The sequence below is a fragment of the Mucilaginibacter metallidurans genome (genome assembly GCF_003286435.2).
GTDB lineage: Bacteria > Bacteroidota > Bacteroidia > Sphingobacteriales > Sphingobacteriaceae > Mucilaginibacter > Mucilaginibacter gossypii.
Genome location: NZ_CP043449.1, coordinates 3,152,298 through 3,166,425, shown reverse-complemented (window position 1 = coordinate 3,166,425; position 14,128 = coordinate 3,152,298). Strand labels below are relative to the sequence as shown.

The 14,128-nt window shown below is 42.7% G+C and carries 7 protein-coding genes; all 7 read left to right on the top strand.

Annotated features, from left to right (window positions below; all coding sequences use genetic code 11):
- Positions 1-351: 351 nt before the first annotated feature.
- A complete protein-coding gene (locus DIU38_RS13505) occupies positions 352-1,665 on the top strand; it encodes a DUF3472 domain-containing protein (RefSeq protein WP_167516167.1) in 1,314 nt (437 codons plus the stop codon).
- A 24-nt stretch (positions 1,666-1,689) separates the two neighbouring features.
- Positions 1,690-3,039: a Gfo/Idh/MocA family protein gene (locus DIU38_RS13500; RefSeq protein ID WP_112655263.1), complete on the top strand. Its 1,350-nt coding sequence runs from the start codon at positions 1,690-1,692 to the stop codon at positions 3,037-3,039.
- Between the two features lie 583 nt (positions 3,040-3,622).
- On the top strand, positions 3,623-6,688 hold the full coding sequence (locus DIU38_RS13495) for a SusC/RagA family TonB-linked outer membrane protein (RefSeq protein ID WP_112655261.1): 3,066 nt from the start codon (positions 3,623-3,625) through the stop codon (positions 6,686-6,688).
- A 41-nt stretch (positions 6,689-6,729) separates the two neighbouring features.
- Complete coding sequence (locus DIU38_RS13490) at positions 6,730-8,250, top strand: RagB/SusD family nutrient uptake outer membrane protein (protein WP_112655259.1); 1,521 nt, start codon at positions 6,730-6,732, stop codon at positions 8,248-8,250.
- Positions 8,251-8,320: 70 nt separating this feature from the next.
- Entirely contained in the window at positions 8,321-9,742 is a 1,422-nt protein-coding gene (locus DIU38_RS13485; RefSeq protein WP_112655257.1) for an aryl-sulfate sulfotransferase, read from the top strand.
- Between the two features lie 6 nt (positions 9,743-9,748).
- Complete coding sequence (locus DIU38_RS13480; RefSeq protein WP_208057818.1) at positions 9,749-10,765, top strand: c-type cytochrome; 1,017 nt, start codon at positions 9,749-9,751, stop codon at positions 10,763-10,765.
- A 207-nt stretch (positions 10,766-10,972) separates the two neighbouring features.
- Positions 10,973-13,954, top strand: coding sequence for a glycoside hydrolase domain-containing protein (locus DIU38_RS13475; protein ID WP_112655255.1), 2,982 nt, complete (start codon positions 10,973-10,975; stop codon positions 13,952-13,954).
- Positions 13,955-14,128 lie beyond the last annotated feature (174 nt).

Sequence of the window (14,128 nt, the reverse complement as noted above, 5' to 3'; positions counted from 1 at the left end):
AACTGCATTGCAAACGTTTGCGTGCTAAATCATCAGTTTGCATAGGTTGGCTGGTTAGCATAGTGGAGATTTGAACATTAGCGATGGCATATAGTGCCCTTTAATTTTATTCAGAGAACCCTGCTTATCTGCAATAAAGGAATAATCGCTTAACAGGCATATTTACCTCCAATTTTAGAAGCGGAAGTAATCAAGCCATAATGTTGGATAAATACCTGTTTTTCAATTAATGCCAGTAAAGGGATAATTATGCCCATTTTTCAAACGTTTGCGTTGAAATTGAAGCATTTATTTTTTCCTAAAGCCACTAATGCGAGTACATTTATGAAACGATACTTGTGTTATAACCCAATGATGAAGAAAACCGCTATAATTTGTCTTTCAATATTGTTTATTTTCATAGGAAATAGAGCTGCCATTGCGCAGACGGTACACATTGATGCTTCAAAACTGCGTCATGTTATCCCTTTTGGCGGCAATGCCTGGGTAAACGCGCCGGATACCATAACCGATGAAGGGTTGATTGGCCTGAGAAGCATAAAATCAACCTGTAATATTTATTTCAGGGTTAGTGTTGCACAGGACCTTGAGCTTGCGCTGGTGGTACGGGCGCCGCAGGGGAACAGCTTGCTGCGGTTATCGGTAGGAAAAAATGCGATCGTCAAAAAAATAAGCAATACCAGGTTTGATACTGTCAGTTTTGGGAAGGTTCACCTCAGTCGGCCGGGTTATGTAAAGATCAGTTTAAAAGGCATCAGTAAAACCGGGACTGTTTATGCAGATGTATCTGACCTTGTGGTTACTTTGCAAAAGCCGGATAATGACATTTCATATGTTGCAAAAGGCAGCTCATTTCATTTTGGCAGAAGGGGGCCTTCTGTACATTTACGCTATCCTGTTGCGGCCGATAAGGAGAATAAAGTAAAATGGTTCTATAACGAGATCATAGTACCCAAAGGACAGGACGTGATAGGTTCATACTTTATGGCAGATGGTTTTGGCGAAGGATATTTCGGTATGCAGGTAAATTCGGCAACCGAACGAAGGGTGCTATTTTCAGTATGGAGTCCTTTTAATACTGAAGATCCAAAAAGCATCCCTGATAGCATGCGTATTAAACTCGTTAAAAGCGGCAGTAATGTCCACATCGGCGAATTTGGCAACGAAGGCTCGGGCGGACAAAGCTATATGCGCTTCCCCTGGAAAGCCGGGCAAGCTTACGCTTTTTTGCTTAGCGCCGAGCCTGATAATGCCAGGCATACAACCACTTATACTGCGTACTTTAAAGATGTAGCTGCAGATAAATGGTTTCTGATAGCCAGCTTTACCCGCCCGCAAAAGGCTACTTACTTAACGCATTTGTATTCGTTTGTTGAGAATTTTGAACCTGACAACGGCGATAAGATCCGCAAAGCGTATTTTACCAACCAATGGATAGGGGATAGCGATAATAACTGGCTGGAACTTACACATGCCATATATACTGGTGATGCTACAGCCAATGCTAATTATCGTAAAGATTATGCCGGAGGAAAAGAAGGTGATAAGTTCTTTCTGCAAAACGGAGGTTTCTTTGATAATTATATCCAGCTCAAAACCCCTTATGATCGTGAACCAACAGGAAAGAAGCCTGTAATTGACTTTGAAAAATTACCCAATAAATAAGCCCCAAAAACCTCAATATTATATATGGAAAGAAGACAATTTTTGAAAACCAGCGCAATTGCAGCGGCAGGTTTTAGCATTTTACCGTCAGGAAGGCTGTTTGCATCGGCACCTGCAAAAGTCCGTTTAGGTTACATAGGCGTAGGTGCCCGTGGCATGAGCCATATTGCCGAAGGTTTGCTTCGCGATGATGTGGAGATCGTAGCTATTTGCGATACCCAGGAAAGCTCCCTGAAAATTTGCCGCGAATACATCGCCAAAAAAGGCCATGCACCTGTAAAGGAATACACCGGCGGACTGGATGCCTACAAAAAGCTGCTGGATCATAAAGATATCGATGCGGTGATTATTGCTACCCCATGGCAGTTTCACCACCCACAGGCTATTGACGCTATGAAAGCCGGCAAGTATGTTGGTTGTGAGGTAATTGCCGGTCTTACAGTTGAAGATCACTGGGATATTGTTAATACTTCAGAAAAAACAGGGATTCCTTACATGACGCTCGAAAACGTTTGTTATCGTCGTGATGTAATGGCTGCCTTGAACATGGTACGCCAGGACTTGTTTGGTGAGATCATTCATTTAGAAGGAGGATATCAGCATAATTTAAGAGGTGTATTGTTCAATAATGGTAAGCAATATTATGGCGGCGGCGTTGAGTTTGGCCCTAAAGCCCTTAGCGAAGCCCAATGGCGTACGCAGTTCAATATCGATGTGGATGGTGATATTTACCCAACCCACGGCGCAGGCCCTTGTATGCATTATGCCAATATCAATGCGGGTAACCGTTTTACTAACCTGGTATCGTTCAGCACCAAAGCAAAGGGTTTGGCAGCATACGTAGAAGAATTATCGCCCGGTCACCCGAATGCTAAGATCCACTACAAAAACGGCGATGTTACCACTACGATGATCAATTGTGCCAATGGTGAAACTGTAATGCTAAGTCATGACACGCACCTGCCACGCCCTTATTCATTAGGTTTCAGGGTGCAGGGCACTAAAGGTTTATGGATGGATGTTAACAAAAGCGTGTATATCGATCATAAATCAAAAGAAGATGACTCATGGGATCCGGCAAAGGAATGGTTTGATAAATATGACCACCCGCTTTGGAAAAAATACGAAAAGTTTGCCGAAGGTGCCGGTCACGGTGGCATGGACTGGTTTGTGTTTAATGCTTTCGTAGAGTCGGTTAAGCAAAAACGCCAAACTCCTATAGATGTTTATGATTCTGTTACCATGAGTGTAATTACGCCCTTGTCAACAAAATCATTGAAAGAAGGTAACGCAAGTGTGGCATTTCCTGATTTTACCAAAGGTAAATGGAAAGAGCGGAAGAATACCTTCGCGCTTGACGACAGCGGCTTTTAATTATCGTTTATATTTTTGCATGTTTTATGTTTAGCCTGGCCAAAAGCCGGGCTTTACTTTTTTAAAGCAGTATAGCTACCCTGCTACAGGTAAGCAGTGGCTTTTAGTGTAACCCTATGCTTTGTTTATGTGATTGATTTTTAGGTTTTTAAGTTTAAATAATTAAAAATCCGTTAACCCTGTTAACCCCTTTGCCGTCTAATTTAACGCCTATAGCTGGAGCTGGGTGGCGGCTGATACCACAGTGGGGTTGCGTTTGTAGATCTTATTCCAATCCACTCATAATCAAATTCCTCAAGCTTAGTCCTCAAATACGCAGAATCCATAAAATTGGCGCCTGAATCATCCCGGTTGCGATCTGCTCAATACCACAAAAACCTTCAGGAATCAATTTTTATCACCGCAAAATACTTTGAGTCAAACGTTTGCGTAGGTCCGATTTTGCCCAAAACAAACGTTTGCGCTGTGTTTGGAGGGGCGAATTTTTGCTTTCGAAACCCTGTATCTCTAATTTCCAATATTCAAAAACAGAGCTAAATCACAATAAAAAGCTAACAATTAATTAATACTAACACCACCACGTATGATTAAAATTTACTCAAACCCCGATCAGGGCTTCAGCAAACACATTTATTTAAGGAGGCAGATCAACAGCCTTTTTAAATTGATTTGCTGTTGCCTGCTACTATTATTGCCAGCACTTGCCAACGCGCAAACAACAATCAGCGGTAGCGTAAAAGATAAAGACGGCCCGGTAATTGGCGCTACCGTTATTCAAAAAGGCGTCAAAAATACTACCACAACCGATGTCAATGGTAAGTTTAAAATTACATTAAAGGGCAGTTCAACAGTGTTGGTTGTTTCTTATGTAGGGTATAGACCACAGGAAGTATCAATTAGCGGTTCCTCAGACGTTACTATCACTTTACAGGAGGACCTTAATAAACTGAACGAAGTAGTGGTAGTAGGTTACGGTACCGTTAAAAAAGGAAATATAACAGGATCGGTTAGTTCAATAAAAAGTGATGACCTTACACTTGGTGGTACAACTACTAATATCGGGCAGGCCATTCAGGGTAAAGCAGCCGGTGTTCAGGTGCAACAAACCAGTTTTGCGCCGGGCTCCGGAATCAATATCACCGTGAGGGGTGGTAACTCTATTAATACCTCAACTTCTCCATTATATGTTGTTGATGGCTTCATCAGCGATAATGGTAACCAGGTTAACCCTAATGACGTGGAGGATATCCAGGTGCTTAAGGACGCTTCGGCAACAGCTATTTATGGTGCGAGAGGCGGTAACGGCGTTGTGTTGATCACCACCAAAAAAGGAAAAAACGGCAAGGTTTCTTTAGATGCTGATATATCAGGAGGTACACAATACTTGACCTATAAGCCAGATCTGTTAACCGGCCAGCAATATACAGATATTCAAAATGCTACGGCTCTTGAAGATGGTAAGCCACAACCATACCCGTCAAGTTTCCAGGTGGCCAACACCAATTGGTTAAAGCTTGCAACCCGCAACGCGACAGTTCAAAATCAAAGCATCAGTTTAAGCTCAGGTGATCAGAATTCAAAGATCTACGTTGCAGGTAATCACATTAAACAGGTAGGTGTGTTACAGCATACCGGTTATGAAAGGTATACTGCAAGGATAGGTGCTGAGAAAACGATGAACGAAAACCTGAAGATCAGCGCTAACTTTTACGGCGCCAGCTCAAGTTCGACATTGCAATCGTACTCTGGAGACATAACTGCGCCATTATTTAGTTTATTGACAGCACCACCTAATGTAAAGCCTTATAATGCCGATGGTACTTATAATTATTATGTTACCCAGGGCACAAAGACCAACGCTTTAGCAGGCCTTTTGGAGCCTACAAATAACAGTGGTAATAAATTGGTCAATGCCAATATCGGGTTGGATTATAAGATTATCAATGGTTTAACCTATCATCTTACAGCCGGTACTGAATATAGTCAGACTACAGCGGGCCAGTACCTGCCTACCACAACTATTGCCGGTGCTAAACAGGGCGGTGTTGCCACTGAGCAGTCATCATCAGCTTTCAGGTGGATAGTGGAGAACTACTTTACCTATAAATTCAACATAGCTAAAGATCATGACTTTACTGTTTTATTAGGTACATCAAATCAAAAAGATGTTACCGAAGGGTTAAGCGCCGGGGCTAAAGGCTTCTCAACCGATGCGTTCTTATACTACAACCTTGGTGCCGGATCATTGGTAAATGGTTATGGCAGCAGTAAGGCAGAGGCTATGTTAACCTCGTATTTTACAAGGTTTAATTATGCATATAAGGATAAATTATTAGCCTCGTTCTCTTATCGTGACGACCGTTCGTCAAACTTCGGTTCGAACAAGCGTTCAGGTTTTTTCCCCGCAGGAGCAATAGCGTATAAACTTACCGATGACGATTTTATAAAAGATCTGAATACCTTCTCAAACTTAAAAGCGCGTGTTAGTTACGGTGTTACCGGTAATGACCGTATCCCTGCGAGCTTATATCTTTCAACATTTGGGCCTTATGGTGTAGTACTGAATGAAACCGGTAATCTTCAAACAGGGATAGAACCAAAAACATTGGCTAACCCTAACCTAAAATGGGAAAGCACCAGGCAGTTTGATGTTGGTTTGGATATGGGTTTTGCCAATGGCCGTATTAATGCAAGTATCGATTATTACAGTAAAAAAACAACCGACCTGTTAATTCAGATCCCTATAGGACAGCAATGGGGGTTCAGTAATCAGTATGTAAACGGTGGCGCAATCCAAAACCGCGGTATCGAGCTTTCAGTAAATACCAACAATGTGCGTGGTAAAGATTTATCGTGGAACAGTACGGTTACTTTTGCTTACAATAAGCAAAAAGCATTGGATTTGGGTCCGGGAGTAACCGTGATCAGTACCAATACTGCAAACCCAAGCGGTACTGTTTCCGGACAGGAATTTACAAGGGTTGTACCGGGTATTGAATTAGGTGAGCTATATGGCTACGTTTACGAAGGCGTAGTGAAAACTGGCGAAAAATATGCTCCGCAACCAAATTCTAAGGCAGGTGATCCTAAATACAAAGACGTTAATGGTGATGGTGTAATTACCCCTGCCGACCGTACCTACCTGGGTAATTCAAATCCACACTACATGGCCGGTTTCGGTAACGATTTTCATTATAAAGGCATCGATCTGGGTATATTTTTTCAGGGCGCATTTGACTATTACCTGTATAACATGAACGCCATGGTATTAGAGTCAACCACAGGTGCTGCTGCATTGAACAGGTTTGTAGTCGGCAAAAACGAAAATACCCCAATCCCGCGCGAAGGTTATTATCTAAGTACCTATGGTAGCTACGTAAACTCACGATTTGTTGAAAATGCATCTTATGTACGTTTAAAGTCGCTTACGCTGGCTTATAATTTCCCTGCATCGTTGTTTCAGCACCTGAAAATTTTACAGGGAATAAGAGTTTATGCCGAAGCGCAAAACTTATGGACAATTACGGGCTACAAAGGTACCGACCCGGAAGTTAACGTACATTCTGGTGCTACCGGCGGCGGCTTAGACTTTAACTCGTTCCCGGCATTCAGAACCATAACATTCGGCATTAAAGCATCTATCCATTAATGAAATTATCCATTTAAAGGATCAACAAAATTTGAATCAAAATGAAAAAATATAATATTCTACTCTTAGCAGCGGCGGTAGTTACGCAGTTTTCGTGTAATAAAACCAATCTCGAGCCTAAAATATACAGCAGCTTAACAAGTCAAAACGCATTCTTAACCAAATCAGACGCTATTGCAGCAGTTAACTCGGTTTATGCCCGCCTTAAAGGCCCGGCGGTTGGTGACAATTTTGATTATTGGACGGTAAGGCACTTCGCTCTTACCGATTTAACCACTGATGTCGGCCACTGTAGCTATGCAGGTGACCCGGGGCAGTTATCACTCGTACAATGGAACTCGGCCAATGGTTTGATAGCCGAAGATTACAGGCAGATCTATAAATTGGTAGCCAACGCAAACAACGCTATCTATAATATTTCGGCAATGAAAAGTATTACAGATGCCCAGAAAAATCAGTTTCTGGCCGAGATGAAATTTTTACGTGCCATTGCTTATTCCGATCTTACTGATGCCTGGGGACCGGTGATCTTAACTACCGAAAAAGATATAGCCAATCCTGATTATAAGGCTCAAACTGCGCCAAGTCCTGTTGCGGATGTTGACGCGTTAATGATCAGCGATCTGCAAAATGCAATCAATGTATTGCCTAAAGATTATACCAAAAGCGATATCTATACAACCAATGATGTTGGTCGCGCTACTAAAGGTGCAGCGATGTTCCTGCTGGCCAAGATCTATCTGCGCGAGCATCAATGGCAAAAAGCTGCTGATTTAACCAAACAGGTGATGGATTTGGGAATCTACCAGTTGTATCCATCGTACGAAGGCCTGTTTAAAGAATCAAACACCTGGTGTGCTGAAAATATCTTCTCGGTATTAAGCGATGCTAACGTTAATGGCACCGAATTATTGAACCACTTTGGTCCGTTGAGCCATCCGGTTTTAACCGACAGGTGGCAGTACTACGCTGTAACCTGGGATTTTTACAACAGCTATGGCGATGAAGACGATCGTAAAAAAATGTTCTTTACTCAATACCAGGGTGTTGACGGCTTAACGCACAAACAAGCTCCCTCGCAGGGCGCTACCGCTCCGGATGGTGTATTATACATGCCGGATGTTGCAACCATGAAATATGCAGATCCAAACGGTGCCAACACTTACTATGATGGTCATAGTGTTGATGTTTTACGTTATGCTGATGTATTGTTAAGCCGCGCTGAAGCTTTAAACGAATTGAATGGTCCAACCGCCGAAGCGATTTCATTGGTAAACCAGGTTAAAGGCAGGTCACATGCCAAGTTATTGGTACAAGCCAATCTTACCCAGGCAACTTTCCGCGATGCATTGTTACAGGAACGCGGCTGGGAGCTATATTATGAAGGCAAAAGAAGGGCGGACCTTAAACGCTTTGGCAAATATGATGTGATCGTAAACGCTTATCTGAAACGCATTGGCCAAACCAACACCGTACAGTTGCCGCGCGACGAGTATTTCCCATATCCGCTTAATCAGGTTAACATCAACCCTAAGCTGAATAATGCGGGCAGACAACAATAAGCACACAATTCAAATATTAGTAAAGAGTATACAGCCTTCAATGGGTTGTATATTCTTTATTATTTAACCGATGTTACAAATTTTAGTGATGAAAGATTGGTTTAAAGTTTTGGCGGCAGGTTTGTTGGTTTCGATCATCTGCGGTTGCTCACGCAGCAATCTCATAAAAGAAATTCACATAGGCCTGTATAATAATAACAAGCTAAAAATTAAGCTTGATGTTATGACCAGCAAGCCTGTTGATCTGTATGCCGAATACTGGATAGAAGGTAAGCAGCCGGTTAAATACCGGTCGACTACTACCACCAGCGGCACGTCATATAAGCTTTTGCTTTGTAATATTTTGCCTGATACTACTTATTCCTACCATATTGTAACTGTAGATGGCGGCGATACAGTTGTCAGTAAAACCCACGCTTTTAAATCGCATCAACTGCCGTTGTTTTTGCAGGAGCAGTTTCATGCAAAAACTGCTGCAAAAGCAACACTACCGGTACAGTTTAATGACGGCTTAATGCTTATCAACAAACGTTATGCGCCTGGTGTGGCGTTTTTGGTTGATGCCAAAGGGCAAATCAGGTGGTACCACATGATTGACAGTCTAGGTTTTAAAGTGATCAATTTTACAAAAGATAAAACCCTGCTTTCTATTTTAGGCCGAAATGACGAGCCTACCAGTTACGGCAGCGAGATACTGGAGGTCAATATGCTTGGCGATACGCTACTGCACCTCACCAAAGGGCAAGGCGATTTCAGGCAAACCATTCATCACGAAATCCTGAAGAATAATAAAGGCCAGCTGGTAACTATTTTTGTTGATAAAAAAATCATGGATCTCACATCGGTAGGGGGAAGTAAACAGGATACGGTTAACGGAGATGGCATTATGGTAATGGATAAAGCCGGCAAGCAGCTTTATAAGTGGAGCGTGTTTGATGTGATGGATCCGTTGAAAGATCCTAAAATCCTGAAAACTAAAAAAGACTGGATGCATGCCAACAGTCTCAGCTATGATACAGATGGCAATTACCTGATGTCGTTCTACAACAACGGGCAGATCTGGAAAATTAACTCGCGCGATGGTAAGATTATCTACAAGTTTGGTAAAGGCGGTACCATAGCCATGCCTGCCGATTGCAACTTTACCCAGGCCCATGCCGCCCATATCAATAAACAGGGCAATCTGATGTTTTTTGATAATGGAGTGGAGAAACACCAGTCAGGCGTGTATGCAATGAAAATTGATGAGAAAAATCAAACGTCAACCATTGCCATGCACATTAAACTACCTAAAGAAATTTTTAACGGACGTATGGGCAGTGCCTATATGATCAATGATACAACCACATTGGTATGTTGCTCCAAAAGGCATATTGTGGTGCTGGCAAATGATAAAGGCGTTTTGCAATGGACGATGGAAACATCGGTTCCAACTTACCGTGCCGGCTTTATCAAATACAAACAACTTGATCCATTTTTAAAACCAGAATAATTAAAAATGAAAAAGAAATATCAATATATAGCTTTGCTGATGTTGTTAGTCGCTTTGGCGAGCATTGTCCAGTTAGTTTCATGCAGCGGGAGCAAAGCCGAAGAGGCGAATAAAGCTGATTCGGCGGCTGTGAATAACCTGGTTTCTGTAGATACCGCCAAAATGCCCGGCGGTAAATACGGCGATGCGGTGCGCTATGGTCGCGAACTGATGCTGCATACCGCATACTATATTGGCCCCGAAGGTGTTAACGGCCATTACACCGGCAATAAAATGAATTGTACCAATTGCCACCGTGATGCAGGTACAAGACCATACGCTTTTAATTTGGTTAGGTCGTTTCGTGATTATCCGCAGTACAGGGCAAGAGAGGGCAGGATCTTATCTTTGGCCGAGCGCATCAACAATTGCGTAATGCGTCCTAACCTGGGCAAACCATTGCCGTTGGATGGAAAGGAGATGATCTCGATCATGGCTTACCTGAAGTTTTTGAGTGATTCGTCAAACATATCTAAAACTACCAAAGGGTTAAAGAATATGGAAGTCGAACTGCCGGATGTTGCGGCATCATCAGACAGGGGCGAAGTGCTATACGCGCAAAACTGCGAGCGCTGCCACGCCAAAAACGGCGAAGGCAAAATGCGTTTTGACAATGTAACTTACGAATATCCACCGGTATGGGGATTGTTGGCGTACCGTCCGGGTTCAAGCATGCACCGTGTGGTTAAACTGGCGCAATGGTTAAAGGGTAATATGCCTTATGATAAAACTGCCGAAGGCAAGCCTTTCCTGACTGATGCTGAAGCGCTTGATATTGCCGCTTTTGTTAACGACGATAAAAAGCATAAACGCCCGTTGCCTAAGACTACTAAAGAGGTTGATTATCCGCATTATGAAGAAAAAGCGATTGATTATGATAAAGGGCCTTTTAAAGATCCTTTTTCTGAACAACAGCACAAATACGGGCCGTACAAGCCGATCATTGATTATTGGGAAGGCAAGGGGATTACACCGGCTATTTAAAAATAGCGCCATTCCCCTCAAAAAAATATGTCATTATAAGGAGGGACGACGAAGCAATCTCGTAGTTATGCATCTTCGATATGCATTTGCTACGAGTTTGCCACGCTGCGCTCGCAATGACATATTTGCAATACAGAACGGCCGCGCGATAGCCGCGCTACGCAATGACATACTTTTTATTATAAAAAGACTGACTAAATTTATTTCATGAAAAAACAATTTTTAGCGCTCACTTTCCTTTTATCGGGCTTTGCTGCTTCGGCACAAAAAGTGCCTTATACTAATTGCGATAAATGCTGGCTGGCCGATTCTTTGGGTAACCATCGTGTAGTGTTAACCTTTAACGGTACAGGAAAAGTGGCTAAAGCAATAATCAACTGGCGGCGCAGGGATAATGAGCCCGAAAATAAGCGGATCATTATTCAGGATGCAAAAACCAAACAAAAGGTTACCAACGTAAAAATCGGTACAGTAAACCGAGAAAGTGGCGAATTGTATTTTGAGCCAACATCGGGCAAGGGTACTTATTTTGTGTATTACATGCCTTATAAAAATGAAGGCCGTTCCAATTATCCCAAGGGCGTTTATCTAAAACCTGAAAATACAGCTTCGGCCGAATGGCTTGATGCAGTGAGTAGTAAAGTACCTTTAGCTTCGGTAAAAGAATATCAGTCTGTAGATGCTTTTAATAGTTTTTACCCGATGGAGGTGATTGCTACTAAAGCAGAAACTGAAGCGTTGATTAGTAAACATAAAGCAGAAGCATTTTTAGTTTTCCCGGAAGACAGGATGAACTCCATTCGCATGATCAAAGATCTGCCGCAGCGTTGGATAGAGCTTGGTCCGCAAAGCAAGTACACCGGCGAGGCCTCCCGCGGCGAAAACTTTGCATTTCAGCTGGGTATTTACGCATTGCAAAATATCGAAAATGTACAGGTAACATTCAGCGATCTGAAACCTGCCACCGGAAAAGTTATTCCGGCATCAGCATTGTTTTGCATTAATACCGGCGGTACCACTTATGATGCCAAGCCACTTACTAAGGTTGTAAATGTAGCTAAAGGTGATATCCAGGCGTTATGGTGTGGCGTGAATGTTCCTACCGCAGTTCTTCCTTCGGTTTATACAGGTAAAGCTACCATCAGTATCAACGGGAAACCGGCAAAAACAATTGCTTTATCGGTTAAAGTAAATAGCAAAATATCAAAAAATGGCGGTGTAAGCGAACCTTATAAAATGACCCGCCTGGGTTGGTTAAACTCAACCATGGCACAGCAAAATACGGTTATCGCGCCATATACCCCGCTTGAAGTTAGCGGTAATACCATAAGCTTGTTAGGCCGCAAGGTTGAGGTGAATAAGGATGGTTTCCCCAAACAGATCCAAACCTACTTCACGCCCGAAATGACCGAGTATGCTGCAGCACCTAACAACCTGCTTACCGAGGGCATTCACTTTCATTTTATCAACGCTGCCGGAAAAAAGATAAACCTGAAAAGCCAGGGCGTGCAGTTCACCAAAAAAGAAGCAGGAACAATTCAGTGGACGGCAATAAGCGCCAATGATAGTTTACAAATGGATGTAACTGCCTCATTGGAGTTTGATGGCTTTATGGCTTATGCCGTAAAAGTAAAAGCCCTGCAGGATGTTAGCCTGAAAGATATTACCATGCATATCCCTTTTAAAAAGGATTTTGCCAAATACATGATGGGCCTGGGTCAAAAAGGCGGCTACCGTCCTGAAAACTTTGAATGGAAATGGGATGTAGCCCATAAAAATCAGGATGGTGCCTGGATAGGCAATGTGAACGGCGGCTTGCAGTATTCGTTAAGGGATGAGAAATATGTCCGTCCGCTGAATACTAATTTCTACCTGCAAAAACCTTTGTTGTTACCAACTTCATGGGGTAACGATAACAAAGGTGGTATTAAAGTAGCATTTGACGGTAAAGCGGTATTGGCCAATAATTACAGCGGCGAGCGCGACCTGAAAAAAGGGGATGAGCTTTATTATAACTTTACTTTATTGATAACGCCTTTCCATACCATCAATACCGATTTTCAGTGGGCAACAAGATTTTATCATGCGTATAAGCCTATTGATACCATTAAAAGCGCGGGAGCAACGCTTATCAATATTCACCACGCCACAGCAATAAATCCAACCATCAACTATCCGTTCATCGCCTGGAAAAAAATGAAGGCCTATGATGATTCGGCCCATGCTGCGGGTTTAAAAGTGAAGATCTATAATACCATTCGTGAGCTGTCAAACCATGCTTATGAGACTTTTGCCTTACGCAGCTTGGGGCATGAGATCTATTCGCCGGGTAAGGGTGGAGGCTTTAGCTGGCTACAGGAACATGTGGGCGATGATTACATAGCCGCATGGTTTGTACCCGAAATTAAAGATGCGGCCATTATCAACAGCGGTATGAACCGCTGGCACAATTACTACGTGGAAGGCATGAACTGGCTAACCCAAAACGTAGGCATCGACGGTATTTACCTGGATGATGTGGCTTTTGACCGCGTTACTATGAAACGTATCAAACGCGTATTAACCAAAGATGGTCACCCGGGTATTATTGACCTGCACTCTGCTAATCAGTACAACAAAAGCGACGGGTTCAATAACAGCGCTAACCTGTACATGGAGCATTTTCCTTACCTGAACCGTTTATGGTTTGGTGAATACTTCGATTATGAAAAAAATGATCCTGATTTCTTCCTGACCGAAGTGAGTGGGATTCCATTTGGTTTAATGGGCGAGATGTTGCAAGGCGGCGGTAATAAATGGCGTGGCATGGTTTACGGCATGACCAACCGTATGCCATGGAGCGATGGTGCCGATCCCCGCCCGATCTGGAAAGCCTGGGATAATTTTGGTATGAAGGGCACAAAAATGATCGGTTACTGGGTTGATGATAACCCGGTGAAAACTGATAAGGCCAAAGTTATAGCAACAGTTTACAAAAAAGATGGTGCAGCTATGGTGGCTGTTGCCAGCTGGGAAGATGCTGATATCGATTTTCAGTTAAATATCGACTGGAAAAAATTAGGCATCGACCCTGCCAAAGCAACAATTACTGCTCCCGAAATAAAAAGTTATCAGCCGGCTAAAACATTTGGCTTGAATGACAGGATCCCGGTTGAAAAAGGCAAAGGCTGGTTGTTGATCATTAAATAACAGTTATGGATAAAAAATGGTTTATAACCATATACTTTTACATTGGCAGATCACTGAGTTAAACCCGTAGCCTGCCTTTGTGGTTTATTGATTGCTGGTTTATTATGTTAGTTTGCAGTAGTGGTATGTACCAAAAGCATGCATACCGCCTGCATTTTTATAAGAGCCGTAAAC